At 47.4% G+C, this 20,255-nt stretch carries 13 protein-coding genes and 2 pseudogenes; 8 read left to right on the top strand and 7 right to left on the bottom strand.

What is annotated here, in order from left to right; genetic code table 11:
* The first annotated feature begins 4 nt into the window (after positions 1 to 4).
* Both ACMYSK_RS23190 and ACMYSK_RS23185 read left to right on the top strand, forming a co-directional pair.
* Complete coding sequence (locus ACMYSK_RS23190; RefSeq protein ID WP_434638749.1) at positions 5 to 2,002, top strand: heparinase II/III domain-containing protein; 1,998 nt, start codon at positions 5 to 7, stop codon at positions 2,000 to 2,002.
* A 285-nt stretch (positions 2,003 to 2,287) separates the two neighbouring features.
* Positions 2,288 to 2,407, top strand: coding sequence for a ProQ/FINO family protein (locus ACMYSK_RS23185; protein ID WP_434644295.1), 120 nt, complete (start codon positions 2,288 to 2,290; stop codon positions 2,405 to 2,407).
* 841 nt (positions 2,408 to 3,248) lie between these two features.
* Here the strand turns inward: ACMYSK_RS23185 and ACMYSK_RS23180 are convergent.
* Both ACMYSK_RS23180 and ACMYSK_RS23175 read right to left on the bottom strand, forming a co-directional pair.
* Positions 3,249 to 3,731 (bottom strand): FidL-like protein, encoded by a 483-nt coding sequence (locus ACMYSK_RS23180; RefSeq protein ID WP_434638748.1) that lies wholly within the window; start codon positions 3,729 to 3,731, stop codon positions 3,249 to 3,251.
* A gap of 553 nt (positions 3,732 to 4,284) precedes the next feature.
* Positions 4,285 to 6,063 (bottom strand): annotated as a pseudogene (locus ACMYSK_RS23175) (AAA family ATPase); the annotation flags it as partial.
* Between the two features lie 793 nt (positions 6,064 to 6,856).
* On the opposite strand from ACMYSK_RS23175, the gene dgcJ reads away from it, so the two are divergent.
* Both dgcJ and ACMYSK_RS23165 read left to right on the top strand, forming a co-directional pair.
* Positions 6,857 to 8,374, top strand: a complete 1,518-nt coding sequence (gene dgcJ, locus ACMYSK_RS23170; RefSeq protein ID WP_434638747.1) for a diguanylate cyclase DgcJ — start codon at positions 6,857 to 6,859, stop codon at positions 8,372 to 8,374.
* A 331-nt stretch (positions 8,375 to 8,705) separates the two neighbouring features.
* Entirely contained in the window at positions 8,706 to 9,002 is a 297-nt protein-coding gene (locus tag ACMYSK_RS23165; RefSeq protein ID WP_434638746.1) for a hypothetical protein, read from the top strand.
* A 193-nt stretch (positions 9,003 to 9,195) separates the two neighbouring features.
* Here ACMYSK_RS23165 and ACMYSK_RS23160 read toward each other — a convergent pair whose 3' ends face one another.
* From ACMYSK_RS23160 to ACMYSK_RS23140, 5 genes are all read right to left on the bottom strand, one after another.
* Positions 9,196 to 9,900, bottom strand: coding sequence for a fimbrial biogenesis chaperone (locus ACMYSK_RS23160; RefSeq protein WP_434638745.1), 705 nt, complete (start codon positions 9,898 to 9,900; stop codon positions 9,196 to 9,198).
* 97 nt (positions 9,901 to 9,997) lie between these two features.
* A complete protein-coding gene (locus ACMYSK_RS23155; RefSeq protein WP_434638744.1) occupies positions 9,998 to 11,161 on the bottom strand; it encodes a fimbrial protein in 1,164 nt (387 codons plus the stop codon).
* Between the two features lie 885 nt (positions 11,162 to 12,046).
* Positions 12,047 to 14,581, bottom strand: a complete 2,535-nt coding sequence (locus ACMYSK_RS23150) for a fimbria/pilus outer membrane usher protein (RefSeq protein WP_434638743.1) — start codon at positions 14,579 to 14,581, stop codon at positions 12,047 to 12,049.
* Positions 14,582 to 14,625: 44 nt separating this feature from the next.
* Positions 14,626 to 15,354: a fimbrial biogenesis chaperone gene (locus tag ACMYSK_RS23145; RefSeq protein ID WP_434638742.1), complete on the bottom strand. Its 729-nt coding sequence runs from the start codon at positions 15,352 to 15,354 to the stop codon at positions 14,626 to 14,628.
* A gap of 47 nt (positions 15,355 to 15,401) precedes the next feature.
* On the bottom strand, positions 15,402 to 15,962 hold the full coding sequence (locus tag ACMYSK_RS23140) for a fimbrial protein (protein ID WP_434638741.1): 561 nt from the start codon (positions 15,960 to 15,962) through the stop codon (positions 15,402 to 15,404).
* A 1,126-nt stretch (positions 15,963 to 17,088) separates the two neighbouring features.
* On the opposite strand from ACMYSK_RS23140, the gene ACMYSK_RS23135 reads away from it, so the two are divergent.
* From ACMYSK_RS23135 to ACMYSK_RS23120, 4 genes and pseudogenes are all read left to right on the top strand, one after another.
* Positions 17,089 to 17,880, top strand: coding sequence for a winged helix-turn-helix domain-containing protein (locus tag ACMYSK_RS23135; RefSeq protein WP_434638739.1), 792 nt, complete (start codon positions 17,089 to 17,091; stop codon positions 17,878 to 17,880).
* Positions 17,870 to 18,343, top strand: coding sequence for a hypothetical protein (locus tag ACMYSK_RS23130; RefSeq protein WP_434638738.1), 474 nt, complete (start codon positions 17,870 to 17,872; stop codon positions 18,341 to 18,343). The genes ACMYSK_RS23135 and ACMYSK_RS23130 overlap by 11 nt, the downstream gene beginning before the upstream one ends.
* 969 nt (positions 18,344 to 19,312) lie before the next feature.
* On the top strand, positions 19,313 to 19,498 hold the full coding sequence (locus tag ACMYSK_RS23125; RefSeq protein ID WP_434638736.1) for a hypothetical protein: 186 nt from the start codon (positions 19,313 to 19,315) through the stop codon (positions 19,496 to 19,498).
* A gap of 69 nt (positions 19,499 to 19,567) precedes the next feature.
* Positions 19,568 to 20,130, top strand: a pseudogene (locus ACMYSK_RS23120) (hypothetical protein); the annotation flags it as partial.
* Positions 20,131 to 20,255 lie beyond the last annotated feature (125 nt).

Raw genomic sequence — 20,255 nt, 5'->3', positions numbered from 1 at the left:
CATCATGAAACAGTTCAGTCCGTCCGATATCCAGCGCCTGAGACAGGCCAGCCTCGACGATCCGCGCATCCTTAAAAAAATACTCAAAGACAATGAGGTCGTGCTTAACCACCCCGTTCTGGTCCCCGAAACAGGATGTGCCAGCTGGGAGCTCTTCTACTACTGTCCGAAACATGGCGTCCCGCTTATCTGGGACCGGCTCTCGCCGGAAGCCTACCATTGCCCGGTCGATAACGAAGTTCTGACGGGGGAACCGTACCGGGGCGCCTGGTGGCGAAAACTCAACGACCTGAACGCCCGGGCCTGTTATGAACTGGGTATCGCCTGGATGCTGACCGGGGAGAAGGTCTATTTCACGATAGTGCGGGATATCCTCATGGCGTACGCGCGCTACTACCCCGGCTATGCCGAGCACGGTGGGATCCCCTATAACGGCCCCGGGAAAATGAATGCCCAGACGCTCTGTGAAGCCCTGTGTCTGTCCGGGTTTGTGAAGGGCTACGATCTTATTTATGACGCACTGGCCCCGGCAGAACGAACCACCATCGAGCGTGATTTACTCCGGGCCTGCGCCGAATTTCTCATCAGTAAGCGCTGGAAGCAGCTGCATAACCATGAAGTACGGATCAACAGTGCGCTGGCCATGACCGGCGCAGTGCTGGATGACCCCCGTTATCTACAGACCGGCGTCAATGCGGTCTGGGGCCTGCACGACCAGCTCAGGTGCGGGGTCCTCAAAGGCGGTCTGTGGTTTGAAGGCTCCCTGCACTATCACTATTATGCCCTTCAGGGCTTCTTCGAATTTGAGCGTATGGTCCGCTATGCCCATCAGGACTACAGCCTGATGAGCCAGCCGTACTACAGGAAAATGCTCGACCTGCCCATTAAGCTGCTGATGCCGGACGACACCGAGCCCGCATTTAATGACTGTATCCCGATGAAGGATACAGTGACCTATCCTGACCTTTACGAGTTTGCCTACGCCTGTTATGGGGAAGACAACTTTGCGCGCATGCTCTCCATCATCTATGACAAGGAGCCCCGGACCAGCCTGGGTGCCTTCCTGTACGGCGATCCGCGGCTGCGCATCACGGAGCCGGTCCGGGAGACGGGCAACTATCACGACCCGGATAACGGCATCACTATCTTCCGCAATCCAGAGCAGGGTCGGGCCGTGGTCGTCAAGCACACCCCCTACGGGGGCGAGCACGATCACTACGATAAGCCCGGGCTCATCATTTACGACCAGAACGTGGCCATTCTTCCTGATATGGGGACCACCGGTTACGGGGCCCCAATGCACTACAGCTACTACAAAAACACGCTTACCCATAACGTCCTGTGTGCAGAAGAGTCCAACCAGCCGCCCGCCAGTCCACAGACACTGAGCTTTACGGAGACGGAAAAGTACGCCGAGGTGACGGTCGAGGTGGACTGGCGTGAGCCCCCGGCCGATGTGCCCAGCCTGACCCACATAGAGTGGAACACCCACGCCTACCGGGACATTGTTTATCGTCGCAAGGTGGTCGTATATGAATACATGGTGGTGGATATCACCCGCGTGACCAACCCGCACCGCCGTCAACTGGATAACATCCTGCACATTGACGGCGAAAGGCTGGTGACCACCGGGAGCTACCTGCCCCTGCGCGATTATGACGAAAGCGACCCGATGTTTTACTTCAGCGAATGCTTCGTCAGTCCGATGGGGCGGACACTCGCGGTGCCGTTCCGCACCCTGATGGGGAAAAAAATCCAGATCCACTGCGCCTGCAGTGATCCGAAGGCAGAGCTCCACCAGTTGCAGGGCCCGGCAAACCCGCCCCTGACGTCACTGAGCTACCTGAAAACCCGCTCGCGGGCACCCGTATTCATCAGCGTTCACGTGATTGACCTGCACGCGGAAGAGGACCTGATGCGTAACGTGTTTATCTCGCTGCGGCAAAACACCGTCAATATCGCCTCGGATTTACAGCGGGAGATCATCACCCACCCTATCTGATGTCCTAAATTAGCTACAGTGCCTGACGATACGCTATCTTCCACAATCAGGGCCATTCGGACACGGTGCGGCTGAATTCAGGAGAACCAGCCTTAGGACTGGTTTTTTGATTACCAGGGCCGGAGAAAAAAGGGAAATCGCATCAGCCAGCTATCTGTGCCCTGGCATTTTGAATGGATAAGGGTATTTTACCGCAACTGGAAGCCATTACTAAAATTACGGTGTATTTCTGAAGTTCAGATTAAGCAGTATCTGGTCAGATACACCCAGAGTGCGCGCTATGTCATGTCAGTTGTGGAAGGAACTCACCGTTTCAATCTTAACGGTGAGCCGGTGGGCCTTATCAGCGATGAACACAGGGAACGCGCCAGGGAAAAGATTAAGAAGCTGAGAAAATCGCAGTAAGTTTATTACACTGCCTACCGGGAAATGAGCTGCAGGGCATAACTGATGTTGAGGCCTGTCATGTTGGTATTGAGCTTCTTCATCACGCCTGCGTTCGTATATCTGACACTGTCCTTCAGGCTGCCCTGGTAGCCTTTTGAGGTGACAACCTGCCGCTGTTCAGGCGCACTGAGCCCCCTCTTCCCGCGAGCAGGTCCGATTCGACGGCACGGAGGTACACCGGAGAGGCGGCCCCCACAAACCGATCGTCAGGCCCTGCCTGCATCAGCGTCTTCAGGGAGGCACACCGCCGTTCCGCAGGCGGTCGCGTTGTCAGCCGTTCCCAGTGAGTGCGATGGCAGAACGGCATCGAGGAGAACGTAGCCTCGTACGAAACCACCGGGTCTGATACGTGCAGTAGCTCCAGGTCAGCTGAAATCACCCACATTTCGGCACCGTTACGCGCCGCAGCTGCCCTGCTCCAGCCTTTCCAGCCAGAGCCCGTAAGCTCTCTCCACGTCACGTTCATCCGGAAAGACCGCATCACCTGCAGGCACGTTTTTGCGTTGACGCAGGTGACCATGAGATTGACGTTGCCTGTGCTTATGACTGCGTCACCCCGCTGGGGTCGTTCCAGGCAGTCACCGTGGCCAGATGTTCTCTGTTACCGGTCATGATATCCCGTGTCCGCGCGGCCGCTTTACGGTTTCGGGACATGCGTAATCGGCTATCGCCGGGTGCTGACGTTGTCCCTGGGTGGCTGCAACCGGCCGGCTGCGGAGGACGGCATTCCCGGTCTGCCGGACCCGCTGCAGAAACAGCAGGTCCGCAGTCTTGTCGATTCCCCCGCCGGCAGTCAAGTTCAGGTCTGTTTTACAACACACATAAATACCGGGGAATGAAGATTACCAATGACGTAGGCATTGTTTATTCTGTCAACGGTCATATAGCGCACTTTTTCTTTGCTGATACTAAAAAATAAGGCGTCCATTATGGCATCTGACGTATTATCTGCGGCATGTTTTACCGTCGATATATGATTCATTTGATACACATTCCTGCTGTCTTTTTCGTAATGAAAATGTATGTCTCTCGATAAAATCATTGTCCGGTTGTCAGCGTTAAGCTGGCCAGAAAACGCGATATACGCTGATTTATCGCGACGAAAAACTATCATTGTATCCACGGAGGACGTAAAGGATGAAGAAAGATTTTCCATGCTGAAAACGCTCGTGCAGGTGTCAGAAAATACTTCACTGGAACGTTTCTGGAGGATGCTGAAAATAACAGCCAGAGTGACCAATAAAAACACCGCAACGAAGACATATTTTATCTTTTTATTCATTTCTGTAATTTACACCATAATAGTTTTTACATGCCGCAAACTTTCCTTTTGCAAATTTGTTAAATGTGCAGCGAGAAAGAAATACACGCCCCTTATCGCCATACACGGCTGGATCTGAGGGCTGGAAATAAATTTCAGTGTCCGGCGTACAGAATATATTGGCGTGTTTCATCACTTCACGAGCCAGAGTCAGTTTTACCGGCGTCATTTTCTCCGAGCCCGGCTGCAGGGTCATTATTTTACAGCCGTCCACGTCACCCAGATAAAATACCGGGCTTTCAGGAATTTCATTCCTGCCAAATAACTCAAGCTTAAGAACAGAATCGGAAAACAGGGATACCACGCCCCCGGTGATGATTACCGCGGTCAGGACCAATATTCTTAACGGGGGGATATACCGTTTCTGACTGATGACGGGCAGAGCTTCTTCAGGCGACTGTAAGGGAAAGACATCATCATCCGTTTGTTTTATTTCAATGTCCACATCACGGGACATCATAAAGCCGACTTTGGGTACGGTTATAATCACCTCCGTCCCGAGCTCCAGATTTACGAATATTTTTCGCAGGTCGGCAATATATTTGTTCAGGCTGTTATTGGATGACCGCAGCCCGTGCATCGTCCAGACCGTCTCAAGAATATCGTCCCGGGAGGCGACCTCCCCATGACGTTCAATCAGGTAAGTAAGCAGCCGGCGGGCGCCGTCCACGATGGTGTTCAGCGAGCCGAGATGGGCCATGAAGCGATCATATCCCGCACTGTAATCATCAATGTCTGCCTGGTTATGGGCGGACTCATGTTTCTGCTCCTGTTTCAGCTCATCGAGTGTTTCCCTGATCCCATCCTGCAGACTGTCCAGCGCCCGGGTTGCCCGTTCAGTGGTACTGCTGAGGTAGCGCTCATCCCGTCCGAAGGTGGTCTGACGTGCCAGTTTTTCTTCCATACCGTGCTGGGCATAAAATCGCAGTCGGAACTGCGCATCCTTCTCTTTCGCCTGCCATTCGGTGAGTGTTTCACCTGATGTTTTCAGACGACGATATTCGCGTAACCTGTCGAGGACGACTTCTTCCTGCTGGCGAATTTTGTTCCGCATGGTGGCCAGGCGCTCCCCGACCAGTTTTTCAATCAGGTCGTGTTCAAATCCCGCGCCGGTATTGGACAGGTCTTTCTGGCCAAAATACACCGGCTTGTGCAGCACCGTTTCCCGTAGCGCCACCCCGTGCCGGGCCTGACCGTCAAAAATAACCTGCGGCTCCTGGCCGAAGATGCGGGTTATCTGATAGGCCCGTCCGTGACGGCACACGGCATCGACGGTGATCTTCCCCCCGCTTTTGAGTAAATTACTGACCAGATTTTCTTTGTAATCGCGGTCAGAAGCCTTCTCGCCAAACGGAATGTCCAGTGCATACCGGATCCCTTCAAGGATGGAGGATTTTCCACTGCCGCGGATCCCTATCAGGGTGTTCAGCTCCGGCGATAATTTCACCACGGTTCCGCCAAGCGAACCGGCTCCCTCGAATGCTATCTGGCGGATATGGCTGTGGTTCAGTGCCGGTTTCTCCCCGCTGACGCGGTGCGGGAAATCCTGTAGCGCAAATCGGACAGCCTCAAAACTGTAATCTCCCAGTTTCAGATAGCTGGCGACTTTTCTGGCACCAATGTGATCCAGCGTTTTGGCATCACATCCCTGGACTTCGGCAGGATAGCGTTCACCGAGCACGCCCTTAATTTTGACCCGCAGGTCGTGGGTCATCACCTTCTGAAATCCCGTTACGCGCCGGCGGATAAGCTCATTATCAAAAAGCTCCCCGATCCGGCCAGGGCTCAGCCCGCCCCATAACCCGTTAGGGGCCTCCACGTGGGCAAACACAATAAAGTAATCCCGTTCGTACCGGTCAAGGCGCTGGATGGTCTGTGTGATATTTTCTGTTGAACGGGCATTTTCGTTCTCAAAATTATCAACGCCCGCAAACGTGGCCGTCAGGAAACTTTCAATATGGTTTGTCTGCTGCGGATTGATAAACCACTCATCAGCAAACACCACGAGTGTGTGCACACCGGCCTGGCCATCATTAACGGACAGCTCCACGCCGGGGAGCAGCTCCATACCTTCATGGCGCGCGGCTTTGCGCAGTGCCTTAAACTCACCGGGATCGAATTTATTGTGATTGGTGATCACGCCGACGCCCACTTCAGCCGCTTTCAGGGCACTGACGTAGTCGCGAATATACCTGTCGGATCCTCCGGCATAGCGAAATTCTTTATCTGCACGGGTATGAAGATGAAAATCCACCTTGACCCAGCAGGAGCCATTCTCAAATACAGGATACATTCCCTGATACCTTTATTCGGTTGCTGATGAATGCCCGAAGGCTTTGAATAATTTTTTATATTAAGGCGATCCCGTTCCGGCTTCATTTTATTTCCGTAACAGGTTAATCAATATTTGATCTGAACCCGAAGCGCATGTAACGGGTTACGCATGAGAGGGGCGGCTTTCTTTTCCGGCTTGCGGATTACCGCAACAGAGCGTGATGATTATTGCCTTTCTGACAATAATGAAATAAAAGCAACAATAACTGAGTATTATTACTTTAGTAGCATTAGTTTCTTTATCTTCTCACAGAGATCCGAAAACCCCTGAAGTCGGATCCTCACTGAAAAGCCGATGAAGATTAAAGTTTGAATGCAATTTTGGCGAGGCCTAATAGGAGGGATTACTGCAAGGAACCATCGTCCGCTCTGAGCGAGGAGCAGACGTTCATATAATGTAATGACGACAATGTGGCTCACGTCGTCAGAGCTGACAGCGAAGTGTTGACCATCTTGCAGGGTGTCCGATGAATTCACGCAATGTATCGAAAAATACCGTGACTCTTGCGGTGGGGTGATACACGTAACGCGCCCTCTGCCGCCTGACACACCACCACCAAACAGGTTACTATCCTGGCCTGGTGCAGAAAAAATGTCCGCCTCATCTGACGGAACAGACCGGAGAATAACATCCGGGCTGATCAGCGAGAAGAAACTGAAGCTTTGTCCTGGAGGCATCATCCGCTAAGATGCCATTGTTTGGTGCTATATTTGCTATTATTTTCAGGTGGTACAACAGGGAATTAGCCATCTTGTCCAGAAAAAAATATTTCAGTGCGATTCTCCTGATCGTGGTTTGCACAACCTCTCTGTTTGCCATGCTGGCTGTTCGCGAGGCGCACGATTTGAAGAACTATATGGGGTACGTCGCTGAAAATGGGAAGTCGGCGCTTTTCCATGAAGAGTCTTTTAACCAGAATATTGCCACCCGGCTTTCGCGGGAATTCTATCGCCGAATAGCCGATGCGTCCTCTACCGGCACCGAACGGGCCGCAATATGTCAACATCTTGAAAACGTAGGTGATATTTACGGATTCAATCTGTTGAAGAAAGAAGATATTAATCTCGACGGCACCCTGCAAACACGCAATAGATCGTGTAATGAGTGGGGGGGAGACATTGGCGCGCTACCGATAATTCACAACGCCGATCGCATCGCTCAGTCGAAGTACAGCTTTTCAAATTATACTGGTTATACGTTCAGGAATATCAGATACTACATCGACCTTGATTACAACTATATTTATATTAATCAGCTAGTTAATACTCACGACTATACCTTCAATAACTGGCTCGAGGGCAATAATGGTAGCATCAATATTGCTCGCAGCGCGCACACGATTTCGATTGATGATAATGCTCTGAAAGACCTGCTGAGAGGGGAAACCACACTGTCTCATATTTATCAGGATGGCTATACCCGAAATAATATTATCAGCATGCTTAGCCCTGTATTTCTGGGCGACAAAGTAAAAGGTATTATGATTACAGACATCAACATTCACGATCTGGTGGTTTCGTTTAAAACAGTCAACCGCCCGTTGCTGTGGCAATTTCTTTCTTTATATGTCACCGACAATGTAACCGGCAGCAATATTTTTTTCCATAAACCATATATCAAATCTTATGCATTGATCAGTTATGAAGACTCGCTCACCCAGTATTACACCCTACATGTAAAACTGGATGCTAACTACATCATTATTGCGAATTTATGGCTGCTGCTGCTTTATCTCCTTGGAACCTGGACATTATGCCGGTATGCCCATAAACAGTTAATCAGACAAACCTTACTTTCCAGGGATAACGTGACGGACGCGATGACCGGGCTATATAACAGAAAAGTTATTACACCGGAGCTGAAACATAAAATCGGCTCACTCGTTGACAGAGTTATCCCCGTCACGGTCATCGCCATTGACAGTGACGGACTCAAAAGAATCAATGACTCTCTCGGTCACCATATGGGCGATAAAGTGATACAGTTACTTGGGATGGCGCTGGGCAATGCTATTCGTAAAAGTGATTATGGTATCCGGCTTGGGGGCGATGAGTTTTGTCTGGTTCTTATCGATTATTCTCTGGATAAATCTCGTGAAGTCATTGCCCGTGCGCAGGAACAATTACTCGCAATTGACCCGGATAAACTGGTGGCATTTTCCTGGGGGGCATATCAGCTGCTGCCAGGAGACACACTGGAAGTTGCCATTCTGAAATCCGATGAATTGCTTTATCAGCATAAACGGAGCAAGTACCCCGAGCGTAACTGACTATTTTAAATAGTTTTTTGCCTAAATCATACTGCCGATGCCGCTAAGAAGTGGTTTAAAATCACTTTGCGGCTCCAGATGAAATTGGTTAACTTGGGTCTACACAGTGTTAATGGGAAAATTTAACCCTCTCTCGTAATGAATTCGCATGGTACGAATAGAACAGAGTCCTCTTCTGGCAAAAAGCCGCCTGTCATGCTTGGAGGCTTAGCGTAGGATATTTTCCGTTTTCCAGGCCCCTCACTGGGAACGACTGACAACGCGTCCACCTTCGGAACGACGGTGTACTTCTCTGAAGACGCTGATTCAGGCAAGGCCTGACGATCGGTTTGTGGTGGCGTCCTCCCCGCTTTACCTGCGTGCCGTTGAGTCAGACCTACTCGCGGGCAGGAAAGCTCTCCGCAATCAGGAACAACTGGCAGTAGTCACGTCAAAAGGCTATCAGGGAAGCCTGAAGGGCAACGTCATTTATACGAGCGCAGGCATGATGAAGGCCCTCAATACCAATGTGACGGGTCTCAATATCAGCTATGCCCTGCAGCTCATTGGCTTAATGGATCTGCACACCAGAAAAACAGTTCAGGTAAGTTTCTTCAAACGTCGCTTTCACGGCTCTGCCTGTAACTGAACAGTTCTACGACGCGTCAATTGCCAGGCGGTACATTTTTTCCAGTACAAGCGGACACCTGAGCGTCAGCGTCTGCGACGCAAAAGCCATTCCTGCCTTGTCATGATGGTTCCGTTATGTTGTTCAAAATTCTGCCGCAGCCGGCATGAGCCCGAAAATCTTTATGGATCCATCGCACGGAAAGAAATTCCGCTCAGTATACTACCGGCTGGGGTAGCGTAACCAGCCCACCAAAATCGTTTATAAAAGAGGGATAAATGGTATTCAGCGAATTTTTCATCGGAAAAAAAGCCTTGCTGCCCGGCGCTATCATCCCTCCATGATTAAGGATACTTCTCCCGTCTTTGTCTTCGGCAATGCTGGCAACAGAAACAAAATACGGTGTCGGATTGTCGCCCTCAATGCCACCTTTGACCTTTTTCCAGGTCAGCGTTTTAAACGCCTGTTCAGCGCTACCCTGTAAACCTGCCGGCCGAAAGAAAATCTTAAGGCGGGAACGGAAGGCCATTTTGAGCTTGTCAGTACTCCCCTTTTTCTCTGCCGGAATTTCAAGCACATTGAGCCAGAACAGCGACTCTTTATTAACAGGTAAATTTTCTCCCGTATAGATAAGACGGAACATCTGGCCTTTCCCCCCGTTAATCCGCTTTACAGGCGGTGTGACCAGAAAAGGTGCGCTGGCTTTATCCGGAGTGGCATCAGCATTACCCCGATCGCTCCATATTTGAACGAGCACGGGTTGCTCGCCATCATTATCAACTTTTACAGTCACCTCTTTCTCATTCCCGGGATAAACGATCCGGGTTCCTGTGATAACAACACCGGCAAAAGCTGGCGTCCCGGACAGGAACATTATAAGAAATACAAGAACAGGATAAATGGATATACGTCTATGCATTTTATTGACACCTTATCAATCAAGTCAGCCGGGAGCATAATGAGTTTAAAAAACATAACATCCACATAAGCCTTCTCAGAGCATTAATTTCCCACACTTACTGGTATGTGATTGTGAAAACAACAGCCCCATTAGCCTGTCCTGCCTGAACATTTGTGTCAGTCTGAACATAGCGTGCCTTCAGCGGAATAGTGACTGTAGAGTTATCTTCTTTTGGAAGATTCAGCACATTAAAACCACCAGTCCCATCAAGCGGAATTCTAGCTGTAGCATTTCTTTCAGATAATTCTATACCCACGCCCGTGGCAGCGTTTGGACCGGATTCCAGTTTAGCCAGCGCAGGGTTTGAATCATTTACGCCGTAGACGCTTCTGAATCCAATGGTGACAGCATTATCAGTACTCGCACCAATAGTCATATTCTGACTACTGTCAAAGATGTAGTTACCATAACCGTGAAACGGCGGACAGTCTTTTAACACAATATCAAAGTCTTTCCAGGCCGTAACCGCACCCGGCCCGTTAAAATTAGTTAACTGATGCTTTCCAAGGTTAACGTCAATATCCGGCGTTGCGAGCTGACAGGTTTTCGTGTGCATCGTCGTTGTGCCGGTAAAATTTAAGGTCACGAATATGTTTTCCTCGGGAACGGGGGACGTTGAACCGGCAGAAATCTGGAAAGTTGGTAAAGCAGCACCGGTTATCTGTTGTGTACCGGAAGGAATAGGGCCTGTTTTGACAAATTTTATTTCTACGAGGCTAATTATACCCATATCCTGAGTACTGGTACCTATTGAAATATTTGAATTTCTCTCCCAGGTATTAGGATACTTTGCATTAAAAGGAATGGAACCGTTAATGGTAATAACTGCTCCAATACCGGGAACGTTCGTGGGAAACGTATCCGTCTCGCCCGCTCTGGTTGGAGCCCCTGACGGGGTGGAAATAACATCCATCCGGCTGAATACGTTCATTAAAAATGTTTGTCCATATTCTTCAGGACTCACGGTACATGAATATGTTGTATCTTTACTGAGCAGATAGGTTTGCTGATAGAGCACTTTACCAACCGGAACATCTTCGCCGGCTGTCGCCAGCCCAGGCCCCACAACGGGTACAGTGACGTTATCATTAAATTTTTGAGAAAAACCACAGGTTACAGCGTACGCCTTTGACGCCATCAACATACATGAGCAGACAAAAGCACACAACCAGAAATGCTTTCCTGAAAATTTACCACGACCATTACCGGACCAGTTCATATATAACTCCCTATATGCCGGAAAAAACGGCATTGTTACGTGTAATAAAAATAATGTCTTCGAGGGTTAACGTGAGTCAGCGCTACCAGACATGATTGTATATGTATCTCTTAATATTTTCACATTCCAGGCACCTTATATTAACGGATAATAAACATCAACATATGGAGCTACCCCTGCAGTTCACATATTCAAGAAAATCATACAACCTCAGTATAAGATTGAATTCTTTCTTATTGTTGATGTTGAACTTCCTCATTATCCCTGCACGTACCTGGTAAATTTTTTTATTTTTTATCCCAGTCATTTTTTGGACCTGAAGAATATCCACATTACCGGCCATCTGCACGAAAAGATCTCTCTCAGATATATTGAGTGGTGACATCAAATCGTAATGATTACGCGTCCTGTTACATAACCTTTTTTCGAGCATATTTATCAGATCTCTTTTAATGTTGCTGACCGGTTGTTTGAGTGATAAATGTAAAATATTTCCAAGTGTTACTTCCGAACTTGACATAAATATAAAAAAATCTGAGTTCTTTATAGCTCTCATTATGCTCAGCCACATTTCATTTTTCAGATACAGACACCTTACATCAATAAGCGCGATTCTGAGATCTCCTTTACCTCTCTTACAAAAAATTCTTACATTCTTCATATTATGAAGCGCATCCAACTCATGGCATCTGATGAAAAGATGCTGCAGCGCACTCTGCAGACAAAAATCCATCGTGAAAATGTCAAACTGCATTCTGCTGTCATTTTCTGGAGTAAACATAATTTTCACAACCCGGATTAATTAATGATGGTTACGTTATTCAGGAACGCAACATCAATTCTTTTCTTTTTGTAAGGCCTCATGCGACTGCAACTACAGGTATTTTACTGACATATAGCATTCAGCCTCTTAAAGCCGGGTTCTTTTAATGATTCTGTATTGTAAGAGATGTTACATTGCTGCGTTGTGTCCGCTCCCCATTTGACCGTCAATATTCCGGACTCTTTCCCGGTCAGGGCATATATTTGTCCCGACTGGCCGACATTACCGACATTCACTCCATTATCATCGAAAACGTCGGCGCCAAATGGCAAAGTCTCTCCCGCCGGGTTTCTCGCACTGATAAGGAGAGGGATGCCTTTCCGGGTTTCAAACGTAATTTTACTCACAGCCCTCCAGTGTGGAGCAACCTTTTCAGACGTATTGCTGAGTTCAATTTCCTGAGGAAGGCCCTTCGGATCAAGGCTGATTTCATTTATTTCATAAGGGGTAAGATAAGGAACTGCAGCATGACCTAAGCGATCAATCTTCAGTCCCGGATAACCACCGACTTTGGCCCCCTGAGCATTTTTCGCCTCAACCACCGCAAAAGTATCTCCAGTATAAGGTGTGGCAACAACACCATTCTGCCAGGCAATAACTGTCCCGCTGGCCGCAAGACTTGTACTCTGATAATGCCTGCCGGCACCATAGCTGGCGGTGAGATGTGTGTACGGCGTTCTCCATCCGCCGCTTGCAGTCATGCTGCTGCCGGTATTCTGATTGTAATTAGCGGCTGTTAACCCGTAATTGTACTGGTTGTCCTCGCCGTATGCGCCAGAAACACCGACCTGCTCACCCATTCTGCCATTACTGTTTTTATTAAGACTCGCAGTCAGCATAGGTACGTGCTTTTGCTCATAGCCCCCCAGTGGAACCGACAGGTTCAGCAAAAAATTGTTTTCCATTTTACCTGCGTAATCCCTGACCCTGCCGGCACTAACGTTATAGTTAAGCCGTCCGATGTTGTTGCTGTATCCCAGCTGATATTGCATATCGGACTGGCTATTGTCCCAGTAATCCTGGGTGTAACCGGTTAAATACAGTTGTCCCCATCCAGAACCCAGTCCTTGGTTCATGGTAAGATTCAGGCGGTTTTTAGGGCGCCAGACACCTGACGCCAGCCCGCCGCGTTTTTCTTCATTTATTGCCCGCATGGCAGTCTGATAATCGTAATACCCTGACGTTGAGAACCGGTATGCTGCTACAGTGAGGTTACTGTCAGTTTCCGGTAAGTACTTGCTGAAACTCACTTTATAGCTCTGACCACTATTAGCCATTTCTTCGGTTGTTTTCAGATGAACCCTGGCCTGAGTGACATCTGCGGAGAAAGCTCCCAGACTCGTGCTGAGTGCCATACCCAGCTGGACTGCATAGTAATCCGCCCCGCTTCCCTGAATACCGCCGTAGCCTGTCACTGTATTGGTAAGTCCGCGCTGGTAGGTAGCCTGATACAGCGTGGGATTAAAGGATAAATTCGGATCATTCAGCCTTCCCGCCACGACATCATATCTGTGAGTCCCGGGTCGCAAAAGCTGTGTGACAGAGGCATAGGGCACTTCAAATGTCTGCATACTTCCGTCGGCTTCAGTGACGCTGACATCAAGATTGCCGCCGTAGCCTGTAGGGTATAAATCATCAATGACAAATGCGCCCGGCGGCACGGTGGTTTCATAGATGACACGAGAATTCTGGCGTACGGTGACGCGCGCATTCGTACGTGCAATGCCACGGATTTCAGGTGCGTAGCCACGACGGGATTGCGGCAGCATCCGGTCATCGCTCACCAGTTCGACCCCTCTGAAAGGTAGGGTATCGAATAGCTGTCCACCGGTTGAGGTATCACCGAGAAGCGCCCGCCCCAGGATGGAGGAAATATCACGCTGTACGTAATTATTTAACGACTGATAGTGACTGCCACTACCCTGTTGCCAGCTATAATTTCCGTCGTGTCTGAAATACCAGCCGTCAATATTAATCCCGCCATTAACGCCGATATAAGAAGACGTAAAATCTTCACCTCGTGAACGGGTGGTGTAAGTACTGGCATTATAGCCAAGTGTGGCTGCAGGAATACCTTTATCCCATAGCGCCGGACTGACATATCCGCGAGCAGTGGTACGTATCAGGGCCTGTGGTATTTCAAGGTCAAGACGCTGACTGGATGAATCGTAAGCCATCTTAATATCTGGTAACAGGTCACTGAGGAAATAACATTCATGACTTTCTCTGATGGCATCGGTAAAGGATTGTGGAAGCTGACTGAAATTTAAATTAAAATTTTTAATCAGATCGCGTGTAACACAGGGCTGAACAGTCTTGTCCTTTCTTTCTATAAATATTATTTTATCCTGCGCAACCGATTGTCCATTTACAAAAACATCCGTTATCCATGTACCCGGCAGGGCGGCATCACCCTTCTCAAAACGGGACAAATCGATAGTCTCGTTTCCTGAAATGTTCAGGAAGTTAGGATCAAACGTAATATCATCGGTAGTCTTGTTTTCATTCATTGCTGACGCTGCTAAAACCTGTTGCGGGCACAAAATGGCAGCCATGACTGCGAGGGCAATCAATGAATATCCTGTCTGATGGCGCATGAATTTATGTTCCTGATAATTATTTCGCGGTTTTTAATAGGGCACTATAAGATGTATTCAACTTTTTTAACCGCACCCCAGTCATTCACATATTCATAAATTAATGTGGTTCCGGTACCCGGTCGTAAGGATCCGGGTAATCTGAAGTCATATTTTCCCAATGGGGGAACCATCTCACCTTCGAGAGACCCCTTCCGACCGTTATTGCTCAAGGTCACGGAAACAAGAGAGATAAAGTAAGGTGAAGTATTGATAGCCGTCAGTTTGTCTCCGGCCACAGACCATTGCACCTTTTCAGCAGCCTCGGTGACCCTGCCTCTGTCGGAAAGGATATCGGGCCGGTAAAAGAGTTTAATACGCGTACGAAATGCAACCTGAAGCTTGCTGTCTTTCTCATTTTTCTGTGCTGCCGGGATTTCCAGTACATTTAACCAGTAAACGGATTCTTTATTTTGTGGCAGCGCAGTTATCCCGGTATAACTAATCCGGAGAGTCTGGCTTTTTCCTGCATTAATTCTGTTTATCGGTGGTGTTAATGTAAATGGTGTTGATAGATGATCAGGTTTAGCATTTTGTTGACCATCATCGATCCAGCTCTGCACCAGCACAGGTTGTGTTCCGGTATTGGTTAATCTTACCGAAACGTCTCTTTCCTTGCTGTCATAAATGACACGAGTACCATTAACAATCACACTGGCATGAGTCGGTAATATTGCCGTAACAGCCATAATAAAGCAGCTGCAGGCTATTTTCCGGATTAAAGATGGTTTCATAGCATGCTCCCGATTAAAAGGGGGAGGATCTCCCCCGTGATTAGCTGTTACTTATACTGCAGGTTATAAACGACACTGCTGATAACGGTACCTGGAGTGGTCTGCGCATTAGCGTAGTATTCAACCGCATAAGGCACATTTGCAGTGCCGTCTGCATTGATATCCACATAAGCCGTATCATTGACCTGATCGGTATTACCCACATTAATCGGGGCATAGTTATTCGATGCGTCAAGCAGACGCAAATCGACGTTTGTCGCGCTGCCGCCCGTGTTTTTCAGCCGGCCTGTGCTCAGATCAACGGTATTCCCAGGCTGGAAGAATGCGGAAACTTTGGAATGGCCACCTTCAGTTCCGATGACACAATCAGAGATATTCATATTAAAGGAAGTGCGTCCTGTGGTGTCACCGCTGGCGGTCAGTTGATTAACACCAACTGTCGGCAGAACAACAGTGGCATCAGATCCCTGACCATTGATATCCACCTGACAGGTGGTGTCGGTCAGTTCTCCGTTGAACGTGATGGTTCCGGTTGACGCTGCGTGGGCACTAAACGCTGCAATGGCAAATACTGCACAAACTGAAGCACTGATAACTGACTTTTTCATAAACGTTTCCTTATGCACTGAATATTTCTGAATTTTGACAAAACACTGTCTTTTACAGCGTAATGTCGGCTGAAGTTTAAAGGATGTATATACTGCAAAAATTTAATTGCCATTCATAAAGTTGCACAAAATAAATTACTTCGGTAACAGATGGATTAGCTTCTGAATTCCCTTTCTTTCAGTTTTGAACCAGGGGTAAAGTCATACCCAGATTATTTATCGGATATGAGATAAGCACGCTCACCTGAACGTTACAAATCAAAAAACCACAGTTATTAACTCTGTGTATGGCAACACTCCTGCATCCCGATTTGAACAGGGTATTTTTCAGAGCATTTATTGCCTGCCAGAGGCGTTGTTTATTACACTTGAGCCCGAAGTCTTCGAAAACCTCCTTCATTATTTTTTTATCCTCAATCATTCTGTCATTGGAATGGTTTAGGATGTACTGTAATAATCGCGCCATAGTGGGTCTCAGGCGCATACTTATACCCGTTAAAGTATTCACCAATAACGCCGGTGCAATCCGGAATTCCAGGTTATCTCCGAGGCAATATCCATAAAGGGCTTGCTGAAACTTTTCTCTTTTTTTCAACATTCAAAGTTATCCTCCTGGAATCTAACCTCATCAGTGGTGTGGATTTTATATAACACCCAAGATAGATCAATAAGACGTAAATGCGACCATAAATCTCTCAGAAGATGAATTACTGTGGTTTTTTATCCTGAGAAAAAATTTTTTCCTTCTTTATTAATCTTCCCATGATGGCTCAGGTCGCTGTGTATAGGAGCTTTCCTGTTACCCGGTAATACGGAAGAAATCAGGAATATTTTTAACTCTGTATCTGTCCACTGGTGAGCAGTATAAGGTCAAGGCCCTTTTTTTTTTACCTTTTTCACATGAAAAGCTAATAGTTAAGCACAACAAATATATGTTATTAAATTGTTAGCTACAAAATGAATTTAAGTTTAAAATATCTATATAATTCAGTTGGTTATGTTGTTTTTTGGAAATTTTTAAAAATTCTTATATAATCTTATATAAGAGAGATAAGATAATTTCAGAAATGCATGTAAAGAAATGATATCTGTGATGTAAAATTACATATCATGAGGTGTTACTTTTATGTTTCAAAAAACATATATTCTAAATGGGATATTAATCTTCTGGCCTGAAAGAAATCTGTTGTCTGATGGTAAAAATGAAACCAGATCCATACAACTGACCGGTCCAGCGTCCCGCTGTCTTGAACTCCTCCTTACCCGGATGGATCTCGTTTTTCAGAATGAATTATATGAATACGGCTGGGCAGGAAGTGGATTTATCCCTTCACCAAATACGCTTTATCAGAGCATCTCGGTATTGCGTCGGGCTTTCAGGGAACTGGACGAGAGCGGCGTAAACTACATTCTGACTGAAACAAGACGGGGTTTTCGGATCAACCCTGAAGTCACAGTCTCACCAGAACAGCGTACGTCAGGAATAAAAGCTGCGAGTGATTCGTCCTCACCTGAAGCCGGAACGGATCTAGGTTCGGGTGATGACCGAACCACTGATGTAAAACAATTCCATTTCTTTATGCTGATTTGTGCTATTGTTGGTTTAACATTTACCACATTTCTCATTTTACATTTAACATCTGATTCATTTCTTTTCAAAACTGTTTCCTTCGGGAATTATAAAAAACAAACCTCCCCCGATATCACGGAATGCTCCTTTTTTCTTTCTCCTTACAGCAGTAATTTCCAGCTTTCACAGATTGACCCGGCGTTACTTACATGTAATAAAAATCCTTTTAATTACATTACTACCTATTCATACTCTTCCAATGTCTCGGTGATATCATGCAATAAAGAAATAAATTCGTCCCCAGACGCCTGTCGTGTATTGAATCTTCGAGGTAAAAATGAGCACTAGAAAATGGATTTTTTTTATTTCTTATGCCATGCTGACTATAGTTGTCTCCACCGTTTCTTTTTATTTATATAAGCAGTACCGGATGACGCACTTTTCCTGCGCGGGCGAATATACCGCCATCCATAATGACACCTCATTTTCATCAAGGAACAGCCTGACGCTTAACGGTAGCGATGGCATATGGATCATGGACGGTAAAATCTCCTACCCGGATAAAAAAGCCAGTTATTTTAAGCTTCGTAATAATTTCAAAGTTAAACGGGAAGGGTCTGCTTATCAGTTTTTTTCAGAACATGTCACTGTTGTTCCGCTAAATAACACCCGAATCAATTCACTGGATACGTTTGTAAATGATGCCATCCTTCACGAAAAGAAGAGTACTTTTTACAGCTTATATCCCATCAATAATGCCCTTATCATCTATTCCGGAGATATGCCAGTCATGTACTGCATGAAAAAATAGTGACATTTTTTCATTTATAGCCGTAAATCCTGCGATAGCTAAGTGATAATACTGGTGGTCAAAGGACTAATATGAGCAAACTGACGATGGCTTTCCTGAGCTGCATCTATTTTTCCCTCTCCTGTGACGTCATTTATGCTGGATCGCGTAACAAGATATCAGGGCTGACGACTTCCCGTATTCCCAGACATGAAAATCATAAAGACTGCAGCGTCAGCACGACCCATACATTTCGCAGTTATGTCTCTGCCCGTACGCCGGTTCGCAGAACGGAGAAGGGCACGCCTGACACCTTTCTGAAACTGCATTCTTTCCCGAGGGTTTTCATTCCGGGCAGGTAACGGCTTACGGGAGCCATGCAGGCCAGAGGGAAAACAGATTATGCCCCACATCGCAATAAATTAAATATACTCTTGCCAAAACATCAATAATGCTTTTTTGTTATCAATTTTGGTTAATTAGCGCATTTCTGTCCATAATGTGATTCTGTATATCTGAAGATCCGAAAACCCCAAGTTCCGGATCTTCTTCACGCCTCTCGTTCGGTTACAGCCTGAAACCACAATATGTGCCACGCTGTCAACGGTTCTTCTTCTACAAGTTGTGTTTTCCCTCTACCCGTGACCCGGCCAGCCGGGGCGGAAAACAGGGGGATGATTATTTCCTCACAATGCTACACTTCCAGAAACTGCGGAATAACGGAAAAGCCGGATCACTGCGAAATGCGCACCTAGTAATTTACCATGGTGACAACATGCTAGCTTGTTATCACCCAAGTAATTATTATGTAAAGGTAATATAAGAACAATTATCATCAGGGATTCCCACAAATAATAACTATAAGTTACTGTTACCTATGTATTCAGATCCCCCGATAGCGAGCGCGTTCCGGTTTCACTTGAAGCGGCCTGGCGGGTGCTGACCCCCTAGGCCATCAGCGGCTCTGGCTACCTCTCGGATAAGGGGAGCGTGAACACCTGGCTGATAGTCACCTGGGACGGGCTGATGGTGGCCGAACGTGTCCGGGCCTCCGGCTCCTGGTGGATGACTGGGGATGCGAACGCCATCTACACCAATCCGGAGCGGATCGTCCCGGACGGGCTGGAAGAGCTCACCTTGTTGTCGGTGCAGCAGCGAATGAAGGACAGATTCTGAAAATGTCCAGAGATAAACGGCAGGGCGGGATTTCCCGTTTATAGAGCCATACAGAGTGGAACTTGGTTTATGGCAAGCATGAAAGACTCGATGTTGGATACTGAAGCTAATCGTTTTGATAAATGGCCTAAGGAAAATTACCCGAATGTTGTCCCTGGTTCTGAAGAATGGGAGCAGGAGGCGCTTGCAGACCAGGCTCAGTGGAATCATGAACACGGGCTGTTTGTGGCTTCCCTAAACAATGCTCATCAGCGTTTCCTGCACGCAAATCAGGAGCTGAAGGATTTATTTTTCCTGCTTGATGAAGAGCAGCCTGTACCAGTTTAAAGGATGTCTTTCGTCCATGATGTGACTATCATGGAGGCGCACCTGATGTACTGCGCCGGGGCCATGGTGGAGCATGAATGGTCCCTTAAGCGCTTCAGCGATGAGTATTTCATGAAGTCAAAAAGAATCAAAAATCCGCTGCCCGTGACATGGTTCTTTCCCTTTTCAAGCCTGCGGCGCAGAATTTTGTTTCCCAAATGACAGTGCATAACATTGAAACCATACAGCGCTATTTCGGGACCGTGGTACACATCCGGCCCGTCTGGCCAATTGAGCCAATGGGCATCATCGCAGACTGGCTAAATTGGACTGACCCACCCTAGTAGACGATCCTGCCCTACAGTTGGGAGTCAGTACAATCTGTCCATTCGTAAGTGAATTTTTGGTAAAAATTTAAACCAATCAATTCTGGCGTTATATATGGTTCTGG

Origin of the sequence: Klebsiella sp. I138 (assembly GCF_051131765.1) — a bacterium.
Taxonomy (GTDB): Bacteria; Pseudomonadota; Gammaproteobacteria; order Enterobacterales; family Enterobacteriaceae; genus Klebsiella.
This window is presented reverse-complemented; position numbering and strand designations above follow the sequence as displayed.

Bases quoted from the DNA above. Each gene is read 5' to 3' on its own strand.
- ACMYSK_RS23190 (WP_434638749.1), top strand. From the start codon at position 5: ATGAAACAGTTCAGTCCGTCCGATATCCAGCGCCTGAGACAGGCCAGC.
- ACMYSK_RS23185 (WP_434644295.1), top strand. From the start codon at position 2,288: ATGTCAGTTGTGGAAGGAACTCACCGTTTCAATCTTAACGGTGAGCCG.
- ACMYSK_RS23180 (WP_434638748.1), bottom strand. From the start codon at position 3,731: ATGAATAAAAAGATAAAATATGTCTTCGTTGCGGTGTTTTTATTGGTC.
- ACMYSK_RS23160 (WP_434638745.1), bottom strand. From the start codon at position 9,900: ATGCATAGACGTATATCCATTTATCCTGTTCTTGTATTTCTTATAATG.
- ACMYSK_RS23155 (WP_434638744.1), bottom strand. From the start codon at position 11,161: ATGAACTGGTCCGGTAATGGTCGTGGTAAATTTTCAGGAAAGCATTTC.
- ACMYSK_RS23150 (WP_434638743.1), bottom strand. From the start codon at position 14,581: ATGCGCCATCAGACAGGATATTCATTGATTGCCCTCGCAGTCATGGCT.
- ACMYSK_RS23145 (WP_434638742.1), bottom strand. From the start codon at position 15,354: ATGAAACCATCTTTAATCCGGAAAATAGCCTGCAGCTGCTTTATTATG.
- ACMYSK_RS23140 (WP_434638741.1), bottom strand. From the start codon at position 15,962: ATGAAAAAGTCAGTTATCAGTGCTTCAGTTTGTGCAGTATTTGCCATT.
- ACMYSK_RS23135 (WP_434638739.1), top strand. From the start codon at position 17,089: ATGTTTCAAAAAACATATATTCTAAATGGGATATTAATCTTCTGGCCT.
- ACMYSK_RS23130 (WP_434638738.1), top strand. From the start codon at position 17,870: ATGAGCACTAGAAAATGGATTTTTTTTATTTCTTATGCCATGCTGACT.